This window comes from Agrilactobacillus fermenti (assembly GCF_047943045.1).
Taxonomy (GTDB): Bacteria; Bacillota; Bacilli; order Lactobacillales; family Lactobacillaceae; genus Agrilactobacillus; species Agrilactobacillus fermenti.
The window spans coordinates 1,614,156-1,640,334 of sequence record NZ_CP181347.1 but is presented as its reverse complement, the minus strand read 5'-3'; the positions used below and the strand labels follow the sequence as shown (position 1 = coordinate 1,640,334).

31 protein-coding genes and 1 other annotated feature are annotated in these 26,179 nt (G+C 39.6%); all 31 genes read left to right on the top strand.

Going from position 1 to position 26,179, the window contains the following annotated elements:
• The first annotated feature begins 103 nt into the window (after nt 1-103).
• The 31 genes from ACNAN0_RS08040 (at nt 104) to ACNAN0_RS07890 (ending at nt 26,118) form a co-directional block, all read left to right on the top strand.
• The gene (locus tag ACNAN0_RS08040) at nt 104-811 is read left to right on the top strand and encodes a demethylmenaquinone methyltransferase (protein WP_416354184.1); all 708 of its coding nucleotides are present in this window, start codon (nt 104-106) and stop codon (nt 809-811) included.
• Nucleotides 812-942: 131 nt separating this feature from the next.
• Nucleotides 943-2,181, top strand: a complete 1,239-nt coding sequence (gene glyA / locus ACNAN0_RS08035) for a serine hydroxymethyltransferase (protein WP_416353054.1) — start codon at nt 943-945, stop codon at nt 2,179-2,181.
• A gap of 75 nt (nt 2,182-2,256) precedes the next feature.
• Complete coding sequence (upp, locus tag ACNAN0_RS08030; RefSeq protein ID WP_230913656.1) at nt 2,257-2,886, top strand: uracil phosphoribosyltransferase; 630 nt, start codon at nt 2,257-2,259, stop codon at nt 2,884-2,886.
• A gap of 389 nt (nt 2,887-3,275) precedes the next feature.
• Nucleotides 3,276-3,986, top strand: coding sequence for a F0F1 ATP synthase subunit A (gene atpB, locus ACNAN0_RS08025; RefSeq protein ID WP_416353053.1), 711 nt, complete (start codon nt 3,276-3,278; stop codon nt 3,984-3,986).
• A 29-nt stretch (nt 3,987-4,015) separates the two neighbouring features.
• A complete protein-coding gene (gene atpE, locus ACNAN0_RS08020) occupies nt 4,016-4,225 on the top strand; it encodes a F0F1 ATP synthase subunit C (RefSeq protein WP_230913658.1) in 210 nt (69 codons plus the stop codon).
• Between the two features lie 58 nt (nt 4,226-4,283).
• A complete protein-coding gene (atpF, locus tag ACNAN0_RS08015) occupies nt 4,284-4,799 on the top strand; it encodes a F0F1 ATP synthase subunit B (RefSeq protein ID WP_416353052.1) in 516 nt (171 codons plus the stop codon).
• Nucleotides 4,786-5,331, top strand: coding sequence for an ATP synthase F1 subunit delta (gene atpH / locus ACNAN0_RS08010; RefSeq protein ID WP_416353051.1), 546 nt, complete (start codon nt 4,786-4,788; stop codon nt 5,329-5,331). The genes atpF and atpH overlap by 14 nt, the downstream gene beginning before the upstream one ends.
• 21 nt (nt 5,332-5,352) lie before the next feature.
• Complete coding sequence (gene atpA / locus ACNAN0_RS08005; protein ID WP_230913661.1) at nt 5,353-6,912, top strand: F0F1 ATP synthase subunit alpha; 1,560 nt, start codon at nt 5,353-5,355, stop codon at nt 6,910-6,912.
• 24 nt (nt 6,913-6,936) lie between these two features.
• The gene (locus tag ACNAN0_RS08000; RefSeq protein WP_416353050.1) at nt 6,937-7,845 is read left to right on the top strand and encodes a F0F1 ATP synthase subunit gamma; all 909 of its coding nucleotides are present in this window, start codon (nt 6,937-6,939) and stop codon (nt 7,843-7,845) included.
• A 23-nt stretch (nt 7,846-7,868) separates the two neighbouring features.
• Nucleotides 7,869-9,329, top strand: a complete 1,461-nt coding sequence (atpD, locus tag ACNAN0_RS07995; RefSeq protein ID WP_416353049.1) for a F0F1 ATP synthase subunit beta — start codon at nt 7,869-7,871, stop codon at nt 9,327-9,329.
• Between the two features lie 14 nt (nt 9,330-9,343).
• A complete protein-coding gene (locus tag ACNAN0_RS07990) occupies nt 9,344-9,796 on the top strand; it encodes a F0F1 ATP synthase subunit epsilon (RefSeq protein ID WP_416353048.1) in 453 nt (150 codons plus the stop codon).
• A gap of 159 nt (nt 9,797-9,955) precedes the next feature.
• Nucleotides 9,956-10,189 carry a DUF1146 family protein gene (locus ACNAN0_RS07985; RefSeq protein ID WP_416353047.1) on the top strand — a complete coding sequence of 78 codons (234 nt, stop codon included), beginning with the start codon at nt 9,956-9,958 and terminating at the stop codon, nt 10,187-10,189.
• Nucleotides 10,190-10,282: 93 nt separating this feature from the next.
• Entirely contained in the window at nt 10,283-11,269 is a 987-nt protein-coding gene (locus ACNAN0_RS07980; RefSeq protein ID WP_416353046.1) for a rod shape-determining protein, read from the top strand.
• A gap of 18 nt (nt 11,270-11,287) precedes the next feature.
• Nucleotides 11,288-11,494, top strand: coding sequence for a DNA-directed RNA polymerase subunit beta (locus tag ACNAN0_RS07975; protein ID WP_416353045.1), 207 nt, complete (start codon nt 11,288-11,290; stop codon nt 11,492-11,494).
• Between the two features lie 16 nt (nt 11,495-11,510).
• A complete protein-coding gene (yidD, locus tag ACNAN0_RS07970) occupies nt 11,511-11,801 on the top strand; it encodes a membrane protein insertion efficiency factor YidD (RefSeq protein WP_416353044.1) in 291 nt (96 codons plus the stop codon).
• Nucleotides 11,802-11,811: 10 nt separating this feature from the next.
• Nucleotides 11,812-12,042, top strand: coding sequence for a DUF2969 family protein (locus ACNAN0_RS07965; protein WP_416353043.1), 231 nt, complete (start codon nt 11,812-11,814; stop codon nt 12,040-12,042).
• Nucleotides 12,043-12,065: 23 nt separating this feature from the next.
• On the top strand, nt 12,066-13,259 hold the full coding sequence (locus ACNAN0_RS07960; protein ID WP_416353042.1) for an FtsW/RodA/SpoVE family cell cycle protein: 1,194 nt from the start codon (nt 12,066-12,068) through the stop codon (nt 13,257-13,259).
• An 18-nt stretch (nt 13,260-13,277) separates the two neighbouring features.
• Nucleotides 13,278-13,586 (top strand): glycine cleavage system protein H, encoded by a 309-nt coding sequence (locus ACNAN0_RS07955; RefSeq protein ID WP_230913671.1) that lies wholly within the window; start codon nt 13,278-13,280, stop codon nt 13,584-13,586.
• A gap of 59 nt (nt 13,587-13,645) precedes the next feature.
• Nucleotides 13,646-13,879, top strand: a binding site (T-box leader).
• Nucleotides 13,880-13,925: 46 nt separating this feature from the next.
• Nucleotides 13,926-14,969 carry a methionine ABC transporter ATP-binding protein gene (locus tag ACNAN0_RS07950; protein WP_230913672.1) on the top strand — a complete coding sequence of 348 codons (1,044 nt, stop codon included), beginning with the start codon at nt 13,926-13,928 and terminating at the stop codon, nt 14,967-14,969.
• A gap of 46 nt (nt 14,970-15,015) precedes the next feature.
• Entirely contained in the window at nt 15,016-15,651 is a 636-nt protein-coding gene (locus tag ACNAN0_RS07945; protein WP_230913715.1) for a methionine ABC transporter permease, read from the top strand.
• 33 nt (nt 15,652-15,684) lie between these two features.
• Entirely contained in the window at nt 15,685-16,509 is an 825-nt protein-coding gene (locus ACNAN0_RS07940; protein ID WP_230913673.1) for a MetQ/NlpA family ABC transporter substrate-binding protein, read from the top strand.
• A 345-nt stretch (nt 16,510-16,854) separates the two neighbouring features.
• Entirely contained in the window at nt 16,855-17,667 is an 813-nt protein-coding gene (gene sufC / locus ACNAN0_RS07935) for a Fe-S cluster assembly ATPase SufC (RefSeq protein ID WP_230913674.1), read from the top strand.
• Nucleotides 17,668-17,669: 2 nt separating this feature from the next.
• Nucleotides 17,670-18,989, top strand: a complete 1,320-nt coding sequence (sufD, locus tag ACNAN0_RS07930) for a Fe-S cluster assembly protein SufD (RefSeq protein ID WP_330166087.1) — start codon at nt 17,670-17,672, stop codon at nt 18,987-18,989.
• Nucleotides 18,958-20,196, top strand: coding sequence for a cysteine desulfurase (locus tag ACNAN0_RS07925; protein ID WP_230913675.1), 1,239 nt, complete (start codon nt 18,958-18,960; stop codon nt 20,194-20,196). The genes sufD and ACNAN0_RS07925 overlap by 32 nt, the downstream gene beginning before the upstream one ends.
• Nucleotides 20,183-20,683, top strand: coding sequence for a Fe-S cluster assembly sulfur transfer protein SufU (sufU, locus tag ACNAN0_RS07920; protein WP_230913676.1), 501 nt, complete (start codon nt 20,183-20,185; stop codon nt 20,681-20,683). The genes ACNAN0_RS07925 and sufU overlap by 14 nt, the downstream gene beginning before the upstream one ends.
• Nucleotides 20,670-22,103 (top strand): Fe-S cluster assembly protein SufB, encoded by a 1,434-nt coding sequence (gene sufB, locus ACNAN0_RS07915; RefSeq protein WP_230913677.1) that lies wholly within the window; start codon nt 20,670-20,672, stop codon nt 22,101-22,103. Before sufU ends, sufB begins: the two co-directional genes overlap by 14 nt.
• Nucleotides 22,104-22,271: 168 nt before the next feature.
• A complete protein-coding gene (locus ACNAN0_RS07910) occupies nt 22,272-22,781 on the top strand; it encodes a GNAT family N-acetyltransferase (protein ID WP_416353041.1) in 510 nt (169 codons plus the stop codon).
• Nucleotides 22,782-23,088: 307 nt separating this feature from the next.
• On the top strand, nt 23,089-23,439 hold the full coding sequence (locus ACNAN0_RS07905) for a hypothetical protein (RefSeq protein WP_416354183.1): 351 nt from the start codon (nt 23,089-23,091) through the stop codon (nt 23,437-23,439).
• A 332-nt stretch (nt 23,440-23,771) separates the two neighbouring features.
• Nucleotides 23,772-25,121 carry a replication-associated recombination protein A gene (locus tag ACNAN0_RS07900; RefSeq protein WP_230913680.1) on the top strand — a complete coding sequence of 450 codons (1,350 nt, stop codon included), beginning with the start codon at nt 23,772-23,774 and terminating at the stop codon, nt 25,119-25,121.
• Between the two features lie 18 nt (nt 25,122-25,139).
• Entirely contained in the window at nt 25,140-25,667 is a 528-nt protein-coding gene (locus ACNAN0_RS07895; protein WP_230913681.1) for a GNAT family N-acetyltransferase, read from the top strand.
• A 55-nt stretch (nt 25,668-25,722) separates the two neighbouring features.
• Nucleotides 25,723-26,118 carry an iron-sulfur cluster biosynthesis family protein gene (locus ACNAN0_RS07890; protein ID WP_230913682.1) on the top strand — a complete coding sequence of 132 codons (396 nt, stop codon included), beginning with the start codon at nt 25,723-25,725 and terminating at the stop codon, nt 26,116-26,118.
• The last annotated feature ends 61 nt before the right edge of the window (nt 26,119-26,179 follow it).

Sequence of the window (26,179 nt, the reverse complement as noted above, 5' to 3'; positions counted from 1 at the left end):
TTTAATGTCTATTTAAGTTAAAATGAATCATAACTCATGGTTGATCAAAATGAAGTGTAAATTTTATGCAACCTGATATTTTGAAGAAATGAACGGTGAAAAAATGGTTTTAACGAATAAAACGCCTGCCACTAAAGTTCAAGCAATTTTTAATAATATCGCTGGGAACTATGATGCGATGAACAATGTCATTAGTCTGGGTTTACACAATCATTGGCGGACAGTAACTAACCGGGCCTTGCAGTTAACGGCCGGTGATCAGATTTTGGATGTTTGTTGTGGGACAGGGGTATGGTCATTTGGATTGGCTCAATATGTTGGTCCTAGCGGTTTGATTACTGGTTTGGATTTTAGTGAAGCTATGTTACAAATTGCCACAGGGAAAAAAGACGCTGCAGGATTGACTAATGTGCGATTTGAGCAAGGGGACGCCCAGCACCTGCCATTTCCTGACAATCATTTTGATCGCGTCACTATCGGCTTTGGACTTCGTAATGTTCCTGATGCCGATCAGGTGTTACGGGAAATGTTTCGCGTGGTAAAGCCAGGCGGGATTGTTGCTTGCTTGGAAACATCTAAGCCTCAGAATAAATTTGTGCGTATGGGCTGGGAGTTATATGTGGGTAAACTAATGCCTTTGCTGGGCGGCTTGGTACATCATTATAAGGAATATAATTATCTGCAAAGTTCAACCCATGGCTTTTTATCGCCACAGGCTTTAGCAGAAAAGTTTTGGCAGGCTGGTTTCAAACAAGTACATTATCAGACGTTTTTGTTTGGGACGGCTGCCGCACATTTTGGTACAAAATAATTGGATCAGTATGATCAGTTTTAGGATTGAAGCCAGCTAATCGCTGTTGCTCAATCCTTTTTTTGCGAGTTAACGCACGGCGCAGTCAGTCTGGTATAATTTAATTTATCATAATTACAGGAGGACACGTCATGAATAAATACGAACAAGTTGATCCAGAATTATTTGCGGCCATTCACGATGAAGTGCAGCGCCAAGAACATACCATTGAACTAATAGCATCTGAAAATATTGTTTCGGATGCTGTTCGTGCGGCCCAGGGGAGTGTGTTGACTAATAAATACGCTGAGGGTTATCCGGGACACCGCTATTATGGTGGCTGTGAATATATTGATGTTGCTGAAAATTTAGCGATTGAACGCGCCAAAAAATTATTTGGTGCTGAGTTTGCCAATGTACAGCCACACTCAGGGTCATCAGCTAACATGGCCGTTTATCGTGCCTTTTTGGATGATGGCGATCGTGTAATGGGCTGGAGCCTGCAAGATGGCGGTCATTTGACTCATGGAGCTAAAGTAAGTTTTAGTGGACAAGAATATGAATTTCATGAATATGGTCTTGATCCTGAGACGGAACGGTTAGACTACGATCAAATTTTAGCACAGGCTAAAAAAATTCAACCCAAGATGATCGTTACTGGTGCATCAGCCTATAGTCGTGAAATTGATTTTGCTAAATTTCGAGACATCTGTGATCAGGTTGGAGCCTACTTAATGGTTGATATGGCACATATAGCTGGATTGGTAGCTGCTGGTGAGCATCAAAGTCCAGTGCCATATGCCGATGTCGTTACGACTACCACCCATAAAACTTTGCGTGGTCCAAGAGGCGGTTTGATCTTGGCCAAAAAAGCTTATGGAAAAGCCATTAATTCTGCCGTTTTTCCAGGTATTCAAGGTGGCCCTTTAGAACATGTGATTGCTGCAAAAGCAGTTTGTTTAAAAGAAGCCATGCAACCAGAATTTAAAGTTTATGCCCAACAGATCAAGAAAAATGCGCAAGCGATGGCTGATGTTTTCAATGCTAGTGACCAAGTTCGCGTGATTTCTGGTGGTACGGATAATCATCTGATGTTGTTGGATGTTACTAAGATGGGCCTGTATGGTCGCGATGTCCAAGATTTATTGGATGAGGTTCATATCACTTTAAATAAAAATACGATTCCTAATGAACAAAATGGGCCTTTTAAAACAAGTGGCGTACGTGTCGGAACTCCAGCCATCACGACTCGAGGGTTTAAGGAGGCACAAGCAAGGCAAGTCGCAGAGTTAATTTTGGCAGCGTGTGCTGCAAAAGATGATGCAGCAGCATTGGTAAAAATAGATCAACGCGTTCAAGAACTGACAGCTGCCTTTCCAATTAAAGGATAATTTGGTTATCGTATTGCAATTTGAAGTCAATACGCTAAAATGGTATGAGATAAAAATGAAGGTGGCTCTTAAAAATTGGGAAAATTTACCGTATTAAATCACCCGCTTATTCAACATAAGTTGACGATTATTCGGAACAAGCACACAGGGACAAAGGTTTTTCGTGAAGTAGCAAATGAAATTGCTGAACTGATGGTTTATGAAATTACACGAGATTTACCCTTGGAAGATGTTGAAGTTGAAACACCAATGGGTAAAACAACACAGAAGACATTAGCAGGTAAAAAACTTGCCGTCGTGCCGATTTTGCGTGCCGGCTTAGGTATGGTCGATGGTGTTTTGGAATTGATTCCTGCCGCTAAAGTAGGTCACGTCGGGATGTATCGTGATGAAAAGACGCTAAAACCTCACGAGTATTTTGTGAAGATGCCCGCAGACATAGATCAACGTAATTTATTTATTGTTGACCCAATGCTAGCTACTGGTGGTTCTGCCAATATGGCTATTGAAGCTCTAAAAAAACGGGGGGCAACTTCAATGCGGTTAGTTGTATTAGTAGCTGCACCAGAAGGTGTCAAAGCTGTTCAAGCAGCTCATCCAGATGTAGATATTTATGCTGCGTCCTTGGATGAACGTTTGAATGAAGATGGTTATATCGTTCCAGGTTTAGGCGATGCTGGAGACCGTTTATTTGGTACGAAATAATCATGAAATTTGATTATTTTTAATATAGCATCTTGTTTATTGAATCTGAGATAAGCATTTCTGCACTTAAAATTTAATTATGTAAACAGTTTGAGGTCGGTAACAAAACATGAGTTTTGTTCGGCCTCTATTTTTACTGTTTTCAAAAGTTAACAGAGTTTGGCAGCTATTAATACAGGAATTTTTTGAAAATATATTTGTCAGTATAAATTTTTATTTTTTTTCATAAGGTACTTTGTTTTTTACTTAATTTGGTGGTATCATTTCACTTGTATTTTGACTCAACTCGGTTCGTCAAAATGCTGAGCATAGTTTTGCTGGATTGTGTTGATTGCCCTTGCCAGACGGGCATCTACATAATAAATTTCATATAGAAAGGAGGCTAATCTTTGGAAGATAAAATACCTACTTTCACCATTGCTGGATTGAATTTTAATCTTGGCAATGATATTTCTGGAGTCATTGCTGCATTAATGGTATTGGGCTTTGTATTTTTTCTCGCAAAAAATCCTAAAATTCGGCCCAGTAAGCGCCAAAATATCTTAGAATGGCTCATTGACTTTGTTAATAATATTGTTAAAGGTTCTATTCCGGGTGAGGAAGGTCGAAAGTTCTACGGGCTAGCTTTTGTCATGTTCTTATTCATTTTCATGGCCAATCAGCTAGGCTTGTTCTTACAGGTAAACGTTGGTGATTATAATTTTGTTAAATCACCAACCGCCAGTCCAGTGATAACTATGACTTTAGCAATGATCATCTTGCTATTGTCTCATTATTATGGTGTTAAAAAATGGGGCTTTGGTACTTACTTAAAGAATTACTCAAGACCCGTTGCGTTTTTGACACCAGTCAATGTTCTGGAAGAATTTACAAACTTTTTAACATTGTCATTACGTTTGTTTGGTAATATTTATGCCGGTGAAATTTTATTGAAATTGATTGCAACCTTCATGAAGAGTCATGGTGTAATAACGTTTATTCCTGGTATTTTTCTGGAGATGGTCTGGCAAGCATTTTCCGTATTCATCGGAAGTATTCAGGCATACGTTTTCGTAACGTTGTCTATGGTTTATATTTCTAAAAAACTTGAACAAGAATAATAGTTGAAAAAACTAGGAGGTATTTTATTATGGGGTTAATTGGTGCTGGTATCGCTGCAGGTTTAGCTGCCCTTGCTGCGTCAATCGGTAATGGTCTTGTTATTTCTAAGACTATTGAAGGTATGGCTCGTCAACCAGAATTGTCATCATCATTACGTGGTACGATGTTTATTGGTGTTGGTTTGATTGAAGCCGTGCCAATCATCGCAATCGTTGTTTCATTCCTATTATTGTTCTAAAAACTTTGGTAGCTTTGATATTGAAGTCAAACAATGATAGAGAGGAAGTGCAAAATATATGAATGCCCTTGTTTTTGGTGTTGCACTTCAAACGGGTGATATGCTGATATATTTGATTTTATTCATTCTTATGTTTGTCATCGTCATGAAATATGCTTACGGGCCAGTTTCAAAGATGATGCAAAAACGTGAAGATAAGATCAATGGTGATTTAGATTATGCTGATGAAACGCGCAAAAAGGCTGATGAATTGGCTGCTCAACGTGAAGCTGAATTGAAAAACACACGGACTGAAGCAACACAAATCGTTCAAAATGCTAAAAAAAGCGGTGATAATCAACGTGATCAAATCATTACGCAAGCTCAGTCTGAAGCTCAGCAATTAAAAGCTAATGCACAAAAAGATGCGCAACAAGCACGTCAAGATGCTTTGAATAGTGCTCGAGACGATGTGGCTCAGTTATCTGTTGAAATAGCTTCTAAATTGATTCAAAAAGAATTAAGTGCAGATGACCAAAAAGCATTGATCGATTCTTATATTGAAGGGTTAGGCGATACCAATGGCTCTAGATAAATATACTGTTGGTAGACGCTATGCAAAAGCCTTATTTGAATTATCTGACGAACACGGTAATTTAGAAGCAACGTATCAAGAATTGCTCGCTATACGTCAAATCTTTACTGAGAATGACGATTTAGGGCAAATTTTAACGGATACACGGTTGAATTTGCTTGAAAAAAAGCCAATTCTTGATGCTTTAAAACAACATTTTAGTCCGCAAATGCAAACATTTCTTCAAATGGTGTTTGATTATAAACGGATGGACGATATTTTATTCATGGTCGATTATTTTGAAAAAATGTACGACGAAAAGAATAAAACAGTGTTAGCTACCGTTACTACGACGGTGCCATTGACTGATGATCAGCAACAACGCCTCTCGGATCGACTTAAGACGCGTTTTGACGCTAATTCCGTGGAAATTACTAATGTTGTTGACACATCAATTATGGGTGGCGTGATCGTTCGTACAGAAGATAAAGTGATCGATGGCAGTATTAAGACACGTTTGCAAAAAATGCGTGCCTTGCTGCTAAACAAATGATCCAATTGAGAGGTGAAATGAATGAGCATCAAAGCTGAAGAAATCAGTGCTTTGATTAAACAACAACTGGAACATTATGATGATCAGCTCGTCGTTGACGAAGTTGGTACTGTGACCTATGTTGGTGATGGTATTGCTCGTGCTCATGGATTAGACAATGTCATGTCTAACGAATTGTTGGAATTTTCTAATGGTTCTTATGGTGTTGCCCAAAACTTGGAAACGAACGATGTTGGTATTATTATTTTTGGCCGCTTTGACGATATTCGTGAAGGGGACCAAGTTAAACGAACGGGCCGTATTTTGCAAGTACCCGTTGGTGAAGAAATGATTGGTCGGGTCGTTAATCCTTTAGGCCAGCCAATTGATGGTTTAGGTGAGATCAAAACGACTAAAACACGACCAATCGAATTTAAAGCACCTGGGGTTATGCAACGTCAGTCTGTTAGTGAACCCTTACAAACTGGGTTAAAGGCCGTTGATGCCTTAGTTCCAATTGGTCGTGGTCAGCGTGAATTAGTCATTGGTGACCGTAAGACTGGTAAGACATCAATTGCCATTGATACAATTATCAATCAAAAAGATCAAAATATGATTTGTATCTATGTGGCGATTGGCCAAAAGGAATCGACTGTTAAGAATCAGATTGAAACTTTACGTAAATATGGGGCAATGGACTATACGATCGTGTTGACAGCCGGTCCTTCTGAACCAGCACCTATGCTTTATATTGCACCTTATGCTGGTAGTGCCATGGGTGAAGAATTTATGTATAACGGCAAACATGTTTTGATCGTCTTTGATGATTTATCAAAACAAGCTGCTGCTTATCGTGAAATTTCTTTACTATTGAGAAGACCTCCTGGCCGTGAAGCTTATCCTGGTGATGTTTTCTACTTGCATTCACGTTTACTAGAACGTTCTGCTAAGTTAAGTGATGAATTGGGTGGCGGTTCAATGACAGCCTTACCATTCATTGAAACACAAGCCGGCGATATTTCCGCTTATATTCCAACTAACGTTATTTCCATTACCGATGGTCAGATTTTCTTGGAAAGTGATCTTTTCTATTCAGGGACACGACCAGCTATTGACGCCGGAGCTTCTGTTTCCCGTGTTGGTGGGGCTGCTCAGATCAAAGCGATGAAGAAAGTCGCTGGGACGTTGCGTGTTGACTTAGCGTCTTATCGTGAATTGGAATCATTTGCACAGTTTGGTTCTGATTTGGATGAAGCAACACAAGCTAAATTAAATCGTGGCCGGCGAACGGTGGAAGTTTTGAAACAACCACTGCATAAACCACTACCTGTTGAAAAACAAGTTTTGATTTTATATGCTTTGACTCATGGTTATATTGATGCTGTACCAGTTGATCAAATTCAACGTTATCAAGATGAATTGTTCTCATTCTTTGATTCGAATCATAAAGATTTATTAGATTCGATTCACAAGACAGGCAATCTGCCAGCTGAAAAAGATATGAATGCGGCAATTGACTCCTTTATGTCTGGTTTTGATACTGGTGAAGCTTCTGAAGATGATACTGATCAAACAGATGCTCAGGCAAACGGTGCAAACTAGTACAAATGAAGGCGGTGCAATCAAATGGCTGAATCGTTAATTGATATTAAGAGAAGAATCGCATCGACTCAAAGTACACAGCAAATTACGAAGGCCATGCAAATGGTATCAGCTGCCAAACTCTCACAAACACAAGAACGGGCGCGAAATTATCAAGTCTATTCTTCTAAAGTGCGTGATATTGTCGTTCATTTGGCAGCATCACAGATTTTGTCTAATGCCAATGGGGCTTCAGGTTCTAAAGATAAGGATGCTATTTCAACTAGTAGCTTGCTGCAACAGCGTCCGATCAAGAAGACGGCTTACTTGGTGATCACGAGTGATCGCGGTCTTGTGGGGAGTTATAATAGTACGATTCTAAAGAACATTATGTCAGTTATCACTGATGCAGATGATCCAGAAAAGTATTGTTTGATTGCCATTGGTGGGACAGGCGCTGATTTCTTTAAGGCACGTAATTTAAATGTTTCTTATGAATATCGCGGCGTAAGTGATATTCCAACTTACAATGAGGTTCGTGAGATTGTCAAAACAATTGTGTCTATGTATGATGCTGGTGTCTTTGATGAACTTTACGTTTGTTACAATCATTTTGTAAACACTTTAAGCTCAGCATTTCGAGTTGAAAAGATGCTACCAATCACAGATTTAAATGATTCTGAAGATTTAGAGAAAATCGACTATATTGCCGATCCGTCTCCAGAAGAAGCTTTAAATGCAATTTTACCGCAGTATGCTGAAAGCTTGATCTATGGTGCTATTATTGATGCCAAGACTTCAGAACATGCCAGTTCTACGACGGCAATGAAGAGTGCATCAGATAATGCTGATGATTTGATCAGTCGGTTATCGATTCGATATAACCGGGCTCGACAAGCTAAAATCACTACCGAGATCACTGAGATTGTCGGTGGGGCAGCTGCACTAGAATAACCTTAAGAAAGGAGAGTGACCATATGAGTAATCAAGGCCAAATTGTCCAGGTTATTGGACCAGTCGTTGACGTTTCGTTTCCGCTGGACAAGGACTTGCCTGATATCAACAATGCCTTAAAGGTAAAGAATAACGAAGGCAAAACAATTGTGTTGGAAGTTGCCTTGGAAATGGGCGATGGTGTGTTAAGAACCATTGCTATGGACTCAACCGATGGGATTCAACGGGGTACAACTGTTGAAGATACGGGTGGCTCTATTTCTGTGCCAGTCGGTAAAGAAACTTTGGGGCGTGTGTTTAACGTCTTAGGTGAACCGATTGATGGCGGCGAAGAATTTCCCAAAGATTTTCGTCGTGATAATATTCATAAGGAAGCTCCAAAATTTGAAGATTTAAACCCAAGTTCCGAAGTGCTTGAAACTGGGATCAAAGTTATTGATTTACTAGAACCCTATCTACGCGGTGGGAAAGTTGGTTTGTTCGGTGGTGCCGGTGTCGGTAAAACCGTATTGATCCAGGAATTGATTCATAATATCGCCCAAGAACATGGTGGTATTTCTGTATTTACTGGTGTCGGTGAACGAACCCGTGAAGGTAATGATTTATACTTTGAAATGAAAGCATCTGGTGTATTGGAGAAAACAGCCATGGTGTTCGGACAAATGAACGAACCGCCTGGTGCTCGGATGCGCGTTGCTTTGACTGGGTTGACAATTGCGGAATATTTCCGTGATGTTGAAGGGCAAGACGTGCTCTTGTTTATTGACAACATTTTTAGATTTACACAGGCTGGTTCAGAAGTATCTGCTTTACTTGGCCGGATGCCTTCTGCCGTTGGTTATCAGCCAACACTAGCAACTGAAATGGGTCAATTACAAGAACGAATCACATCTACTAAGAAGGGTTCTGTTACATCGATCCAGGCCGTTTATGTGCCTGCCGATGACTATACGGATCCTGCTCCAGCCACAACGTTCGCCCATTTGGATGCAACGACTAACTTGGAACGCAGTTTGACGGAACAAGGTATTTATCCTGCCGTTGATCCTTTGGAATCTTCTTCTAGCGCTTTGGATCCTGAAATCGTTGGCGAAGAACATTATGAAGTTGCAACTGAAGTACAGCATGTCTTGCAGCGCTACCGTGAATTACAGGATATTATTTCTATCTTAGGGATGGATGAATTATCTGATGAAGAGAAAGTAATCGTTGCCCGGGCACGTAAAATTCAATTCTTCTTATCACAAAACTTCCATGTTGCCGAACAATTTACGGGACAACCAGGCTCCTATGTGCCAGTTGCCGAAACTGTCAAAGGCTTCCGGGAAATTTTAGATGGTAAATATGATGATTTACCAGAAGATGCTTTCCGTTCAGTTGGTCGCATCGAAGAAGTTGTCGAAAAGGCTAAGAAGATGGGCTTTTCAAGTGATAAGTCTACGGATGCTGACACTTCTGATCAAGCTAAAGCTGCTAATGCCTAAGGGGGTTAGCAAAAATGGCTGATGATCAAACCCAAAATAGAACTGAACAAGATCAAGTTTTACGTGTCAATATTGTGACACCTAATGGCTTAGTCTATAGCCACCGAGCACGGATGTTAGTTGTTAAGGCAATTGATGGTGATTTAGGTATTATGGCAAATCATGAACCGATTATTGCACCGCTGAAGATTTCTGAAGTGCGGGTTCACCGGATGGATGAGAATCATTTAGATGCAATTGCGGTGAATGGGGGCTTTCTTGAAGTCAGTCATAACCAAGCATCAATCACTGCCGATTCAGCTGAACGTGCGCGTGACATTGATTTACGTCGGGCGCAACGCGCAAAGCAAAGGGCTGAAGGAGCAATCCAGACGGCAAAAATGAAGCATGACGTTGATCAAGTTCGTCGAGCTGAGATTGCTTTGAATCGAGCATTGAATCGTATCAGTGTATCAAGTCACAAGTAAAACTTAGTGATCGATATTTTCATTTAAGCATGGTTAAAACAAGCTTTTTGTTTGTTTCTACCATGCTTTTTTATATACAAATTGATGTGATTCCCTTTGACGCTCGTTTTGAATTAAGCTAAAGTAAACTTATCAATCTTTTTTATAAAGGAGCTCAAAGTGAAATACGTTGGTATTCAAGCAATTTATACGGTAACCAGTCATATCTTTTTTATTGTCTTAAGTTTTTGGGCCATTCAATCACTGCGGTTTGATCAAATTGTCAAGCGAGATCATATTCCTCAAGCTCAATTGATCTTAGTATTTATAGCGATTGCCATTGGCTATAATGTTAGTTCATTTTTCATCAGTTTAGTCGAGCAAGCGCACAATTTTATTTTTTTGTTCCGATGATCCATAAACGGTCTGAGGGCTTATTTCAATGGCTTTGGATATATGCTATAATCAATCAGCGTGAATGTTTAATGTAATGAGAGGAGAATTAGCATGGCAAAAGGAATTGGCATTGACTTGGGCACGGCAAATGTTCTGATCAATGTTCAAGGCAAGGGGATCGTTTTAAATGAACCTTCCGTCGTCGCCATCAATATGACGGATGGTAAGGTATTGGCGGTGGGTTCTGAAGCGTATCGAATGGTTGGTCGTACGCCAGGTAATATCCGTGCAATTCGTCCGCTCAAAGATGGCGTGATCGCTGATTTTGACATTACGGAACAAATGCTGACGTATTTTATAAATAAATTAAATGTAAAAGGATTGCTTTCTAAGCCTAATATTTTGATTTGTGCACCAACAAATACAACTTCTATTGAACAAAAAGCAATCATTGAGGCGGCTGAAGCTGCTGGCGGTAAGAATGTTTTCTTAGAATTTGAACCAAAAGTAGCAGCTGTTGGGGCCGGCCTAGATATATTTAAGCCTCAAGGCAATATGGTGATCGATATTGGTGGCGGTACAAGCGATATTGCGGTACTCTCAATGGGTGAAGTCGTCACGAGTGAATCATTAAGACTCGCCGGTGATAAGATGGACCAGAATGTCGCTAATTTTGTCAAACAAAAGCATAATTTATTGATCGGGGATCATACGGCTGAGATGATCAAAAAACAGATTGGCTCAGCTTTTGAACCGGAAACGGATACAGAAATGTCTGTCCGTGGGCGTGACGTTGTCACTGGCTTACCAAAAGAAGTTGTGGTGACGTCTACTGAAGTCGAGTCAGCATTGCATGACACGCTTTATGCCATTATTGCGGCGGCCAAGTCAGTCCTTGAAAAAACACCACCTGAATTATCAGCAGATATCATTGATCGTGGCATTATGATCACGGGTGGTGGTGCGCTCTTAAAAGGGATCGATCGACTATTTGCAGATAATTTGCAGGTACCCGTATTATTAGCTGAACAACCATTGGATTCAGTTGCTCTAGGTACTGGTAAATTATTGGAACATATAGCAGATAAAAAGCGCTAATATAGAGGGTGTAGCAACATGGCAGAACAAAAGCAAGTATCTAAAGCAACGGCAAAACAAGATAATTATGCTCATTGGATTTTGAAGCGCTTATTGATCTTGTTAGTCGTTACTTTGGCGATGCTCATTATCGGTTTAATGATTGGTTATAAACTCGGTGGTGGTAACCCATTTAGAGTATTTTTGCCAAGTACGTGGCAACATATTTTTAGCTTTTTCCACTAAAATGAGGTAAATCATTATGCGCTCTATTGCAATTACTTTCGTACATTTTTACCAACGTTTTATCTCACCACTATTACCACCTAGCTGCCGCTACTATCCGACTTGTTCAAACTATATGGTGACGGCTTTAAAAAAATTCGGGTTTATTAAGGGGACAATTATGGGGATTGCACGAATCTTACGGTGTAATCCCTTTGTTCATGGTGGTGTCGACCCAGTACCAGATAAATTTACACTTCGACGTAATCCCCATCCTGAACGTTACGTTGATGAGATCATTGCTAAAAAATTTTATGCCGACAAATGAGGAGTTTTTTATGGCTAAAAAAGAACAGAAAATTGATGTTGAGGTTAAAGATATCTCAGCAGGTGAAACGCAAAAATTTGAATTATGGATCAAAGATAGTGCCTTTGCGACCATTACACAAATTTCAGAGCAGCGCTTTGAAACTCAGTTTGCGAGTCAAATTGAACCACGACACTTCAAGATGTTAGACGATGCAATCAACGATGCGTTAATGGAATATAATTTGCATCGGGGTTCGTAGTTTCAAGTTAAAGGAGTCTATTCATGAACGAAACGACAAATGATGGATCTTCAAGAATTGATTATGGCATCATTTTAACAGTAATGCTTTTAGCGTTGATCGGATTGATGTCGCTATATGTTGCGATCAATCATGATTCCAGCGCGGGGAGTCCATTGCGGGCGATTATTATTCAGGCTTTATGGTATTTGATTGGTGGGATTGCCATCATCATTATTATGCAATTTGATGCTGAACAACTATGGAAAATTGCGCCGTATATTTATGGGGCAGGGATTTTATTGTTAATTGCCGTCTTGTTTTTATATAGCCGACCCTATTGGGCAAAAACGGGTGCCAAAAGTTGGTTTGCGTTAGGCTCGCTGACTTTTCAGCCCTCGGAAGTGATGAAACCAGCCTTTATCTTGATGCTGGCTAAAGTCGTTAATCAACATAATAGTCAATATAATACCCATACGGTTAAACTGGATTTTATGTTGATTGGTAAAATGCTGCTTGTTTTACTACCAGTTGCCGTCCTACTTAAATTACAAAATGACTTTGGAACAATGTTGGTATTCTTTGCCATTTTTGGTGGCGTATTATTGGTTTCCGGAATCAGCTGGAAAATTTTAGTGCCTGTTATATCGGCGGTTACAGTCGTTGGTGCCACTGCAATTACCTTTGTAAGAACTGACTGGGGCCGCGCTGCGTTAGCCAAAGCGGGTTTTCATACGTATCAATTTGCACGTATTGACAGTTGGTTAAATCCATCTCAGAATACAACCGACCAGGGTTTTCAATTGTGGCAAAGTATGAAAGCTATTGGTTCAGGCCAATTGACAGGCAAGGGCTTTAATCATGCGAGCGTCTATGTGCCCGTGCGTGAATCAGATATGATCTTTTCAGTGATTGGAGAGAACTTTGGCTTTATTGGTGGCTGCCTACTAGTTTTACTTTATTTTCTCTTGATTTATCAAATGATTCGAGTGATCGTGGATACTAAAAATGAATTTTATGCCTATATTTCAACAGGTGTGATCATGATGATCCTGTTTCATGTGTTTGAAAATATTGGGATGTGTATCGGCTTATTACCTTTAACCGGGATTCCACTACCATTTATTTCTCAAGGTGGTTCTGCGTTACTTGGCAATATGATTGGGATTGGCTTAATTATGTCAATGCGTTATCATTATAAAAGTTATATGTTTAGTACTGATGAGAGTTTTAAATAATGCGAAGGAGATTGAGTTATGGCAATCAAACAGACAAAATATTTCTGGACACAAGCGCAAGCTGATGGTACCACGCGGGTGGGCTTGACGGCAGAAGCTCAAGATGAATTGGGCCGAGTTAAATTTGTGGACCTACCAAATTTAGACGGTAAGTTGGCACAAGGCGATACCTTATTAGCAGTGGAAGCGGAAAAAGCCGTTTTGGATTTAGAATCACCGCTCGCTGGAACTATTAAAGCTGTGCACCAAGCAATTGTTGATGATCCAGAACTAATGAATAGTACGGATCGCGACAAAAACTGGATTGCCGATATTAGTGTAGACTAAAAGTTCTTGACACGTTTTATAAAATTGTATAGTATACTAGTCAAGATTAAAATAATAAGTTTTTTACTGGGAACAGATGAGTATATCATTAGTTTTTGCCAAGAGAGTTTCGGTTTGCTGAAAAGAAACCAAAAACAATGATTGAAGATGGTCTGGAAGTATTGAGTGGCGAGCTCTTGTAAGCCATTCACGGTGGGATCCGTTATCCGCAAACTATCCATACGATAGTTATTGAGACAAGTATTGTGAAGTATTTGTAAATTAAGGTGGTAACACGTTTTAACGTCCTTTCGTCATAGAAGGGGCGTTTTTTTATGTCTTTGAGGAAGTGATTTATTTTTGATTGAATTTAAAAATGTCAGTAAGATCTACCATACACGCGAAAATACGATTACCGCTGTGGATCAGGTTTCATTAAAAATCGAGGCTGGAGAAATATTCGGCATCGTTGGCTATTCTGGTGCTGGGAAAAGTACCTTAGTTCGATTGATCAACAACTTGGAAAAACCAACTTCAGGAGAAGTTTTGATTGATGGCGACAATATTACTGAATTAAGCGGCAAAGCTTTACGCCAACGTCGTCAAAATATTGGGATGATTTTCCAACACTTTAATTTGCTTTGGTCCCGAACTGTTCGTGACAATATTGAATTTCCATTGGAATTGAAGGGTCTTAGCAAAGCAGAGCGGCAGCAAAAAGCAGATGAGTTAATTGATTTGGTTGGTCTAAAGGGGCGTGAAACGGCCTATCCATCTGAATTGTCTGGTGGACAGAAGCAAAGAGTTGGCATTGCGCGGGCCTTGGCTAATGATCCTGAAATTTTGCTGTGTGATGAGGCTACGAGTGCATTGGATCCGGCAACCACCGAGGAAGTATTGGAATTGTTATTACAGATCAATAAACGGCTTCATATCACCATGGTGGTCATCACACACGAAATGCATGTGGTGCGTAAAATTTGCCAACATATGGCTGTGATGGATGCCGGTGCTATTGTTGAACAGGGAGCGGTGTTAGATGTCTTTCGTCATCCCCAAGCTGATCTGACCAAAGAATTTGTTCAAGATGAAGTTAATCCTGAAACTGAAGAAACGGAAACGGTTGTCAGCGAATTATTGGCACAGGTTCCAGACGGTTTGATCTTAAAATTAACTTTCCATGGTGAACAGGCCAAATTGCCGATTATTTCTGAGATGCTGAAACGCTTCCCAGCAATTGAATTAAATATCATTGAAGGTAACATTCACCAAACACAAGGCGGGGCTCTGGGAAATCTATATTTACAGTTAATCGGAGAAAAGCCCCTGCTGGATGAAGGGGTCCATTTTCTGAACCAAATGCATGTGGATACGGAGGTGATCAGAAGTGCAGGATCCAAATAGCTTTGCATCATATTTTAATTTTTCACAAGTCAATTGGCATGACTTGATGACGGCAACCTGGGATACCGTTTGGATGACGTTGCTGTCAGTGATTTTCGTATTTATTTTAGGAATCGTTTTAGGTTTGTTACTGTTTGAGACAACTGGCAAACACTCGTTTTGGGCGGTATTGCTGAACAAGTTAACTGCAATTTTCGTCAATGTCTTTCGATCAATCCCATTTATTATTTTGATTGTGCTCCTGATCCCCATTACAAAGAAAATCACGGGGACGATCATTGGACCAAAAGCAGCTATTCCTTCATTAATTATTTCCGCGGCACCATTTTATGCACGGCTGGTAGAGATTGGCTTTCACGAAATTGAAGCTGGTGTGATCGAAGCGGCCGAGGCAATGGGCGCCAGCAAATTACAGATTATGTGGAAAGTACTGATACCAGAGAGTATGCCAGCCATTATTTCTGGAATTACGGTAACTGGTATCTCATTGATCGGCTATACAGCGATGGCTGGGGTAATTGGTGCCGGTGGTTTGGGAAATTTGGCTTATCAAGATGGCTTTCAAGCGAACCAAAATGCCGTTACTTTAACGGCAACGATCGTAATTTTAATCATCGTATTTATTTTTCAGGCAATTGGTGATTTAGTCGTCCGCAAAATTGATAAGCGGTCGATTGCTTAGAGATTGATTTTAAATTTATTGGAGGTATGAATTATGAAGTTATTAAACAAAAAGATCAGTTTTGCCTTAGTTACTTTTGGCGCGGCTTTACTATTTGCAGTAGGCGCTGGTAAAGCTAATGCCGCTACGACAATTACGGTTGGGGCCTCACCAGTACCACATGCTCAAATTCTAGAGCATGTAAAGCCACAATTGAAAAAAGAGGGCGTCAATCTAAAAATTAAAAAATTTACCGATTATGTGATGCCTAATCGGGCGTTGACCGCTAAAGAGTTAGATGCTAATTATTTCCAGCATATTCCTTTTTTAGAGGATTATAACAAGAAAAATAATACCGATATTGTCAATGCTGGGTCCGTGCATATTGAACCGATCGGTATCTATTCCAAACAAGTCAAAAAATTATCACAGGTTAAAGATGGGTCTAAGGTACTCGTCAGCAATAACAAACCTGATTGGGGTCGGATTTTGACAATGTTGAAAGACGCTAAATTAATTACCCTCAAAAAGGGTGTCAATGAAACTAAAGCCACTTTTAAAGATGTCGCTAAAAATCCAAAGCATTTGAAATTCGAATATGATTTTGAACCAAAATTAATGCCGGAGTTATTAAAAAATAATGAAGGGGCTTTGGTTGCCATTAATGCTAACTATGCTGTTGGTGCAAAATTGAATCCTAAGAAAGATGCTATTGCTCTAGAGAAAACATCCTCACCGTATGCCAACATTATTGCCGTACGTAAAGGGGACCAAAACAAACCGGCTATTAAGAAATTAGTTAAAGCTCTAACATCTAAGAGTACCCAACAATGGATCGATAAAAAGTATAAAGGGGCTGTCTTACCAGTTAAAGACTAGACTAGCCGAGTGGTCTGATTTATGTAGACATCACGAATGATATGAATCATTGAAGAACAATAGAAAAAGCCTGAGACAAAATCAACGTTTTGTTTTCAGGCTTTTTCTGTATCTATAAATTAATAATTTCAGAATAAAGGTAATGTTGAGACTTATGTTTGATAAAATGAGAAAATTTTGTGAACTTTCAAATTGTATTCGCTTCACTAACTGTAATTAGGCGATTCCCCATAAATGATAATCATTATAAAAATCATTGAAAATCATTCTCAATTAGCATAGAATAAAGTTACTCGAAATAAATAAAATGAGTTAGTTACTACCTAACTGGAGGTTAATGATTATATGGCAACTTTAGAAGTTAAAAATCTTCATGTATCCATCGATACCCAAGAAGAAGGCCGTCAAGAGATTTTGAAAGGCGTTAATTTAAAGATGTCCACTGGCGAGATTCATGCCATTATGGGGCCAAACGGTACTGGTAAGTCAACACTTTCTGAGACAATTATGGGTAATCCCACTTATCAAGTTACAGAAGGTGATATTTTGTTAGATGGTAAAAGTATTTTGGACATGCCGGTTGATGAACGCGCACGTGCTGGTCTTTTCTTAGCAATGCAATATCCTGCTGAAATTGCCGGGGTAACCAATGCTGAATTTATGCGTGCTGCTATCAATGCGCGTCGTGCCGAAGATGATCAAATTTCAGTTATGGACTTCATTAAATTTTTAGATAAAAATATGGCTGTTTTGGACATGGATGAGGATATGGCCGAACGTTATTTGAATCAAGGCTTTTCCGGTGGTGAAAAGAAACGTAATGAGATTTTACAATTGATGATGATCCAACCATCTTTTGCCATTTTAGATGAAATTGATTCGGGGTTAGACATCGATGCTATGAAAGTTGTTGCTAAAGGTGTGAACTCTATGCGCGGCGACAATTTTGGTGCCTTGATCATTACCCACTATCAACGACTCTTAAACTATATTGTGCCCGATGTGGTTCACGTCATCATGGACGGTCGTGTCGTTAAAACTGGTGGTCCGGACTTAGCTAAAAAGTTGGAAGATGAAGGTTACGCTGGTTTGCGTGATGAATTAGGGTTAGATATTCAACTGACAGATGATAAAGCGTCTACTTCTAAGGAGGGTTAAGCGTGAAATTAGCACAAACACTCCCAATTGCACCAACAGCTGTTAAAGCTTTTTCAGAAGCACATCATGAAGTTGCTTGGATGACGCAGCTGCGTCAAGCGGCTTTGAATCAATTTGAATCGTTGGATTTTCCCCAATATGAACGCATGAATTATCGGAACTGGCCCTTAACAGAAACACGTAATTTTGAAGTGGAAAGTTCAGAACAGCCTGATTTAAGTACGATCAATATGCATTTAGAAAAGGCTGCTGGGTCTATCGTTCAGTTTGGCAATCAAACAATTAAGATTGCTTTAGACGATGCACTTAAAGCAAAAGGTGTAATTATTACCGATATTTTCACGGCTGAAAAGGAATATCCCGACTTATTACAACAGTATTATATGCAAGTTACGACAACGCCGGATGAACATAAATTAACGGCTTTTCATGCCGCTTTGATGAATAACGGTGCTTTTATTTACGTTCCTAAAAACGTAGTGATCGATCAGCCAATTCAAGCCTATTTTGTTCAAGACAGTACACAGGCGCAAGATTTTGTACATCATCTATTACTAATTGCTGATGAGGGTAGCGAATTTACATACCTAGAAAACTATGAAACTTTAGGTGATCACAAAAACGTAGCGAATATCGTGGCTGAAGTTATTTTAAAGAATAACAGTCATGTTCATTATGCGGCTGTTGATCAACTTGGCGCCCAAACGACGACTTATTTAAATCGGCGCGCTTATGTCATGAATGATGCGCAAATTGATTGGGCCGTTGGTGCCATGAATAACGGCAATATTATCAACGATTTCAATACCGCACTCAAGGGCCGTGGTTCCCATGCGGAAGCCAATGTTGTCGCTATTTCTACCGGTAAGCAAACGCAAGGTATTGAAACTCGGGTCACAAATTATGGGCAACAATCAATTGGTAATATTTTGCAACATGGGGTTATCTTAGAAAAAGCAACGTTAACTTTTAACGGCGTTGGTCATATAGTCAAAGGCGCACGCGGTTCTGATGCCCAACAAGAGAGTCGGGTATTGATGCTTTCCAATAAAGCCATTGGTGATGCGAACCCAATCTTATTAATTGATGAAAATGATGTTCGTGCGGGTCATGCGGCTTCAGTTGGTCGTGTGGATGAACAGCAAATGTATTATTTGATGAGTCGTGGTATTGATAAAGAAACAGCGCAACGTTTGGTAATTCGTGGCTTCCTTGGTTCTGTATTGACAGCCATTCCTGTAAAAGCTGCCCGGGATCAACTAGCTGAAACCATTGAGAGGAAGTTAGTAGATGGTCAAGCAACTGAAAACGATAAAAACTGATTTTCCAATTTTAGATCAAAAAGTCAATGATGAACAATTAGTCTATCTAGATAATGCAGCAACGACGCAAAAGCCTAAAGCTGTGGTTGAAGCTTTAGACCATTATTATTACCATGATAATGCTAACGTTCACCGTGGGGTGCACACATTAGCAGAAAGAGCCACCGAGCAGTTTGAAAATGCTCGCGAAAAAACGGCTGCTTTCATTAATGCACCTAGTAAGCGCAATATTTTGTTTACCCGGGGCACGACCCAAAGTTTAAACTGGATCGCAGCTAGCTATGGTGAACAAAATATAAAAGCTGGCGACGAAATTGTGATTTCTTATATGGAACATCACAGCAATTTGGTTCCTTGGCAACAATTAGCGTTACGTAAGCATGCGACCCTAAAATATATCGGTATGCATGATGATGGTACCTTGGATATGGCTCAGGCTAAAGAACTGATCACGGATAAAACCAAAATCGTTTCAATTGCTCACGTTTCCAATGTATTAGGGGTTGTGAATCCATTAAAGGCATTAGCAGCATTGGCTCATGAACATGGCGCAATTATGGTAGGTGATGGGGCTCAATCCGTCCCCCACATGCCCGTTGATGTTCAAGACTTAGATGTTGATTTTTATGCTTTTTCAGGGCATAAGATGTTAGGTCCAACTGGTATCGGTGGTCTTTATGGTAAAGAAGCGCTGCTTAATGCCATGCCCCCAATTGAATTTGGCGGTGAGATGATCGACTTTGTGGATCTCTATGAGAGTTCTTGGAAAGAATTACCTTGGAAATTTGAAGCTGGGACACCGGATATTTCTGGCGCAATCGGCATGGGTGCGGCCATAGATTACTTAGAGGCTATTGGTTTAGATCAAGTGCAAAAACATGAACAAGCGATTGTTGATTATGTTTTGCCAAAACTATTAGCAATCGATGATTTAGAGGTCTATGGCCCTCAAGATCCAAGCAAACATACTGGGGTCATTGCTTTTAACTTAAAAGGGTTACACCCACATGATTTGGCAACTGCGCTAGATATGGAAGGGGTAGCCGTTCGCGCGGGTCATCACTGTGCACAACCATTAATGAAGTATTTATCTGTGCCAGCTACAGCTCGAGCTAGTTTTTATTTATACAATGATTTTAACGATGCCGATCGTTTGGTTGACGCAATTAAGGCCGCAAAGGAGTTCTTTAAAAATGGGGCTATCTAAATTAGATAATTTATATCGTCAAGTGATTCTTGATCATTCCGAACACCCCCATCATCATGGTCAATTGGCTGATGCTACGAATGACATTGAAATGCGCAACCCTACTTGTGGTGATGTACTAGAATTGCAAGTTCAATTGGATGGCGATACCATCAAGGATATTGCCTTTGGTGGTAGTGGCTGTACGATTTCACAAGCATCAGCTAGTATGATGACCGATGCTGTTTTGAATAAAAGTGTGACTCAGGCGGAAAATATGGTTGAAGTGTTTTCAGAATTAATCGTTGGCGATAAACCTGTGGACAGCTCTATTCTTGGCGATGCTGCTGTTTTAGAGGGCGTTAAGCAGTTTCCGGCACGAATCAAATGTGCCACGTTAGCTTGGAAAGCGTTGCATAAAGCTTTAAATTCAGAAGACCATACTGCCGAGATTGGCGATCTTCATGCACATGCACCAAAGGAGGACGAATCCCATGACAGAAACTAAAAATACGAAAAACAATGAAGAGATGCTTTCTTCAGTACCAACGATAGACGATTATGACTATGGCTTTAGTGATGATGTGAAACCGGTCTTTTCAACCGGCCGTGGTTTGACGGAAGAGATTGTAAGACAAATCTCTGCGCACAAACAAGAGCCCCAGTGGATGCTAGATTTCCGCTTGAAATCTTATAAAATTTATAAAAAGTTAGCCATGCCTGACTTTGGCCCCGATTTATCTGCTTTGGATTTGAAGAACATGCTTTATTTCCAACGGGCAACCGACAAACAGTATCGTGATTGGGATGAAGTTCCAGATAAAATCAAAGATACGTTTGAACGTCTGGGTGTCCCTGAAGCTGAGCGGAAATATTTAGCAGGTTCATCAGCACAGTACGAGTCTGAAGTTGTTTATCACAATATGCGCAACGAATTTGAAAAGTTAGGCATCATCTTTACGGATATGGATACAGCCTTGAAAGAATATCCAGATCTTGTTAAAAAGTATTGGGCTAAACTGGTTCCACCAACAGATAATAAGTTTGCGGCTTTGAATTCGGCTGTTTGGTCTGGTGGCACGTTCATTTATGTACCAAAAGGTGTTCAAACCGATACGCCAATTCAGTCCTATTTCCGAATCAATGCGGAAAATTCGGGTCAGTTTGAGCGTACTTTGATCATCGTTGACGAGGGTGCAAGTGTAAACTACGTGGAAGGCTGTACGGCACCAAATTATTCTTCCGATAGCTTGCATGCCGCTGTTGTTGAAGTCAACGTCTTAAAAGATGCTTACTGCCGCTATACAACGATTCAAAACTGGTCTAAGAATGTTTACAGTCTAGAAACCAAACGCGCTCAAGCTTTGGAAAATGCCACTATGGAATGGGTTGATGGTAACCTAGGTTCTAAGATCACGATGAAGTACCCAAGTGTTTATTTGAATGGTCGTGGTGCCCGGGGGACCATGTTATCTATCGCTGTGGCTGGTGAAGGTGTGGACCAAGATGCTGGTGCACGGATGATTCATAATGCGCCTAATACTTCATCTTCAATTGTTTCTAAATCTATTGCCAAAGATGGCGGTGCCGTCGATTACCGTGGGACAGTGCGCTTTGGTCGTAAGAGTGATGGTTCTTTTGCCCATGTGGAATGCGATACCATCATCATGGATGAAAAGTCCAGTTCCGATACGATTCCTTATAACCAAATTATGAACGGTAACGTTTCGATGGAACATGAGGCCAAGGTTTCTAAAATTTCTGAGGAACAGCTGTATTATTTGATGAGTCGCGGAATTTCTGAAGAAAAAGCAACTGAAATGATCATCATGGGCTTTGTGGAACCATTTACTAAGGAATTGCCAATGGAATATGCAGTTGAACTGAATCGTTTGATTTCTTATGAAATGGAAGGTAGTGTAGGGTAATCTAATTTTTATGATGCTCTACTTTTGGGTGTCGGTGGATGTTTGTCCACTGACACCTTATTTTTATACCAATTTTAAGATGGAAAAAAGAATATCAATATTAATAAATTTAGGAAGAAGATTTTTTATGAACAAATTATTTGAAAGTAATAGAATTCAATTGCCTCATTGAGTGAGGAAGATGCGATTAGTTTTTCTAAATGGAGTGAAGATAGTGAATATTTAAGAGGGCTAGATACAGATTTCGCAAGGCCACGAAACGCAGAGTTTTATAAACATCAAATTCAGTCATTTGAAGATTCATCAGATATGATCCAATTTGGGCTGTATGTACCACAAGATCAACTACTATTCGGTTTTATTTCTCTTCACAGTATTGAATGGAATAATCAAATCGCTTCAATGGCAATCGGCATTGGTGAAGCAAAATATCGTAAAAATGGTTATGGTAGTGAAGTAATTCAATTACTGTTAAATTATGCATTTTATGAATTGAATTTGCACAAAGTTGAGTTGGATGTCATTTCTAATAATGATACTGCTATTTATTGTTACAAGAAAAATGGATTTGAAACTGAAGGCGTAGCAAAAGAAGCTATACGAAGAGATGATCAGCGTTTTGACAAGATATATATGGGCATATTAGCGAAAAGCTGGAAAGCATCAAAGATTAAATAAAAACAATCGGTTCTTGTAGAGTAATTAAATTGCTTGGTTTTTGTGAATTTGTTTCTTATAGAAATCCAAGTCACTAGGATCAATAAAATCGTGGGTTGCTCTAACAGATTTTTCCCAGATATTTAAGATTAAAGCGTAATCCGACATTGTTGCTAATTTGTTATTAAAAATAATATTTACCTATTTTCTTTCATTTTCGAATCTATGCTCAGTGTTTTTGTGTTAGTTAGTCTTAATTGTTTTTATTTTCCTTATGGGTGCGCTATACTGACTTCATCAAAGTGACGAGAGGGGTTAGATGTTTGCCATGTTAGATGTTAAGAATTCAATTGAACGGCTAGATTGGACCGTCAATCACCACTTTTTACACATTCAAGCGCAGCATGAATTTATGCGGGCCTGGGCAATACAATTTGAATTAGCTTACACTGATTTTCGAACGATTCAGATGGCGTTACAAATTGATGGCAGCCATCATGAGTTATTAGCACGCTTTTCTTATGCTTATGAAGCCATCTATCCATATGAGTATGAATTTGCAGCGAATGGCTTAGCAGGTTTCAACGCCAAATTTGCTGATAAAATTGATGATTATAAGTCTGCTGTTGATAAATTTAATGATATTTTCAAAGAAGTGAAGGCTTTGAATCCAGCATGATCTGAAGATGAAGTAATAAGTTGCATAATTTTCACTTGTAGTTTAATTTGAGATCAAATAAAGTTAGATTGACAAGATTCAGTAAAAAGTATTTGTTAAAGTACCTTGTAATTATTAATTGGAAACTAATGATTATGAGGTCTTTTAATAGCAAAATTCAGAAGCTATTATTTATTTCCTAGCAAGCTTCTGCTATAGTCGAACCAACTACTTACAATTTGGTGGTTATTAGTCATATAAATGTTGCTCTTATTATTTTGCGCTTCATTCTTATATTGAACTAATTTTAGCTTACTTTTTAAACCAAATGGAACCGTTGGAGATGTCGAATCGTGAAACAAGAGTCTTTATTTTCAAGCACTAACGATGATACGCCATTAGCTAACCGGGTACGGCCTAAGACATTGTCAGAATTTGTAGGACAGGCCCAATTACTGGGGGAAGGTAAGATTTTACGTGAGATGATTGAGCAGGATCAAATTTCTTCGATGATTTTTTGGGGGCCGCCTGGCGTGGGTAAGACAACGCTAGCTGAGATCATTGCCCGACAAACTCAAGCAAAGTTTTTAAGTTTTAGTGCCGTGGATAGCAGTATCAGTAAAATTAAAAAAATTATGCATCAAGCTGAAGCAGATCGTGAATTGGGACAAAAAACTATTGTTTTTGTAGATGAGATTCACCGTTTTAATAAGGCTCAGCAAGATGCTTTCTTACCATTTGTGGAGCGAGGCAGTATTATTTTGATTGGTGCAACGACTGAAAATCCTTCTTTTGAAGTAAATTCAGCTTTGCTTTCGCGATGCAAAGTCTTTGTTTTAAAATCGTTACAGCCAGCTGATATTGTTCAGCTGCTGACCAATGCTTTACACCATCCTGACGGCTTTGGCAAACAAACGATCAAGATTACCAAAGCCGAAATTCAAGCGATTGCTGATTTTGCCAGTGGTGATGCCCGGATGGCTTTGAATACGTTAGAGATGGCCGTTTTGAATGGCGAGCGTCAAGGCCAAACGATTACGATCACCGCAGCTGATTTACGTCAATTGATCAGTGCTAAATTTATGCAGTATGACAAAAATGGCGATGCGCATTATGATATAATTTCAGCATTACACAAATCTATGCGTAATAGTGATGTGGATGCAGCAATTTATTGGCTATCCCGTATGCTTGCTGGTGGTGAAGCACCCACCTATATTGCCCGGCGGCTGGTTCGTTTTGCCAGTGAAGATGTCGGTTTAGCAGATACAAATGCATTGAATGTTACGATTAATGTTTTTCAGGCCTGTCAATTCTTAGGTATGCCGGAATGTGATGTTCATCTAGTCGAAGCCGTAACTTATTTGGCGCTAGCGCCGAAATCAAATGCAATTTATGCAGCGCGACAAGCCGTTAAACCAGATGTCCAAGCAACCATTAATGAACCAGTACCACTACAGATTCGGAATGCACCGACTAAATTGATGTCTGATTTAGGTTACGGTAAAAATTATCAGTATGCCCATGATACCAAAGATAAATTAACCACCATGCAGACAATGCCTGCAAAGTTAATTGGACACATTTATTATGTGCCTACAGAGCAGGGCCATGAAAGTCGGTTCAAAACCCGTTTGGCACAAATTAAAGCGTGGCATCAAAAACATCCCCTAGATTCAAAGCACCCTAAAACTGACGATTAGTGAAGTGAAGGAAATTTAATGACATATATGTATTTACAGCCAGCACATCAATTGGATCTGGATCGTATCATGGCCATCATCCATAGCGCGCAAGCAACTATGGCAACAGATGGTGTGCATCAGTGGTTCAATGGTTATCCAGATCGAACTAATTTATTATCAGATATAGCCAAAGCACAGTTATATGAAATTATTTATCAGCAACAAATTGCTGGCGTACTTGCCATTCAGACCACACCTGAACCTAATTATGAAACGTTAAAGGGTGGTCACTGGCATAGCGATGCACCTTACGCTACGATTCATCGGCTGGCTATGCATCATGAGTTTGCTGGCCATCATCTTGGTAAAATGGCTATTGCTCATGCACTGACCCTAATTCGAAATCAAGGCATAATGCACGTGCGGATGGACACCCACCATGACAATAAACGGATGCAGTATTTAATGCGTCAGTTTGGGTTTGGACATCGTGGGACAATCCATATTCATGACCCACACGGTGATTTAGAAACAGAAGCCTATGAACTAAGTTTAAATTTATAAGCAGTTAGTCAACTTATTTGAAATAAATGGTGTACAATCTAAGTGAGGTGATTAGATGGCAAAAATTACAGTTTCTAATAGTGTTGTCGATTTACTAACGCGTAAGGGTATTGTTGATAAAACGTTGTTACTAGTGACGGATGACGGTGGTGGTGACTACTCACTACAAGGTGGGGCTTGTAGTATTGGTTCCAAGTTCTCGATTGTAGTTTTGGAGCAGCCGGATCCAGCCTATCCGATCAAGATGGCTAATAACGCTAATTTGAATTTATATACATCCAAATATGACTTGATGTTCTTTAGTAATGGTTTGAAAATGGATTTCAAAGATTATGCGATTATTTTAAAAGATGATTCGGGTATGTTGGATGGGTCAGTATTGATTGCCAATGGCCAGGAAATTTTAGATGCTTTTAAACAAGGCATTACGGCTAATGGTCAAAGTTGTTAGAATAAAGTTATAAAAAATGCGATTCAAGGGTCTAAACAGACTATGAATCGCATTTTTTAAA

Bases quoted from the DNA above. Each gene is read 5' to 3' on its own strand.
- glyA (WP_416353054.1), top strand. From the start codon at position 943: ATGAATAAATACGAACAAGTTGATCCAGAATTATTTGCGGCCATTCAC.
- ACNAN0_RS07960 (WP_416353042.1), top strand. From the start codon at position 12,066: ATGAACGAAACGACAAATGATGGATCTTCAAGAATTGATTATGGCATC.
- atpF (WP_416353052.1), top strand. From the start codon at position 4,284: ATGAATGCCCTTGTTTTTGGTGTTGCACTTCAAACGGGTGATATGCTG.
- ACNAN0_RS08040 (WP_416354184.1), top strand. From the start codon at position 104: ATGGTTTTAACGAATAAAACGCCTGCCACTAAAGTTCAAGCAATTTTT.
- yidD (WP_416353044.1), top strand. From the start codon at position 11,511: ATGCGCTCTATTGCAATTACTTTCGTACATTTTTACCAACGTTTTATC.
- sufC (WP_230913674.1), top strand. From the start codon at position 16,855: ATGGCAACTTTAGAAGTTAAAAATCTTCATGTATCCATCGATACCCAA.
- atpA (WP_230913661.1), top strand. From the start codon at position 5,353: ATGAGCATCAAAGCTGAAGAAATCAGTGCTTTGATTAAACAACAACTG.
- sufU (WP_230913676.1), top strand. From the start codon at position 20,183: ATGGGGCTATCTAAATTAGATAATTTATATCGTCAAGTGATTCTTGAT.
- ACNAN0_RS07980 (WP_416353046.1), top strand. From the start codon at position 10,283: ATGGCAAAAGGAATTGGCATTGACTTGGGCACGGCAAATGTTCTGATC.
- atpE (WP_230913658.1), top strand. From the start codon at position 4,016: ATGGGGTTAATTGGTGCTGGTATCGCTGCAGGTTTAGCTGCCCTTGCT.
- ACNAN0_RS08000 (WP_416353050.1), top strand. From the start codon at position 6,937: ATGGCTGAATCGTTAATTGATATTAAGAGAAGAATCGCATCGACTCAA.
- ACNAN0_RS07925 (WP_230913675.1), top strand. From the start codon at position 18,958: ATGGTCAAGCAACTGAAAACGATAAAAACTGATTTTCCAATTTTAGAT.
- ACNAN0_RS07990 (WP_416353048.1), top strand. From the start codon at position 9,344: ATGGCTGATGATCAAACCCAAAATAGAACTGAACAAGATCAAGTTTTA.
- atpH (WP_416353051.1), top strand. From the start codon at position 4,786: ATGGCTCTAGATAAATATACTGTTGGTAGACGCTATGCAAAAGCCTTA.
- ACNAN0_RS07895 (WP_230913681.1), top strand. From the start codon at position 25,140: ATGACATATATGTATTTACAGCCAGCACATCAATTGGATCTGGATCGT.
- ACNAN0_RS07945 (WP_230913715.1), top strand. From the start codon at position 15,016: ATGACGGCAACCTGGGATACCGTTTGGATGACGTTGCTGTCAGTGATT.
- ACNAN0_RS07940 (WP_230913673.1), top strand. From the start codon at position 15,685: ATGAAGTTATTAAACAAAAAGATCAGTTTTGCCTTAGTTACTTTTGGC.
- ACNAN0_RS07905 (WP_416354183.1), top strand. From the start codon at position 23,089: ATGTTAGATGTTAAGAATTCAATTGAACGGCTAGATTGGACCGTCAAT.
- sufB (WP_230913677.1), top strand. From the start codon at position 20,670: ATGACAGAAACTAAAAATACGAAAAACAATGAAGAGATGCTTTCTTCA.
- ACNAN0_RS07965 (WP_416353043.1), top strand. From the start codon at position 11,812: ATGGCTAAAAAAGAACAGAAAATTGATGTTGAGGTTAAAGATATCTCA.
- ACNAN0_RS07890 (WP_230913682.1), top strand. From the start codon at position 25,723: ATGGCAAAAATTACAGTTTCTAATAGTGTTGTCGATTTACTAACGCGT.
- atpD (WP_416353049.1), top strand. From the start codon at position 7,869: ATGAGTAATCAAGGCCAAATTGTCCAGGTTATTGGACCAGTCGTTGAC.
- ACNAN0_RS07955 (WP_230913671.1), top strand. From the start codon at position 13,278: ATGGCAATCAAACAGACAAAATATTTCTGGACACAAGCGCAAGCTGAT.
- ACNAN0_RS07975 (WP_416353045.1), top strand. From the start codon at position 11,288: ATGGCAGAACAAAAGCAAGTATCTAAAGCAACGGCAAAACAAGATAAT.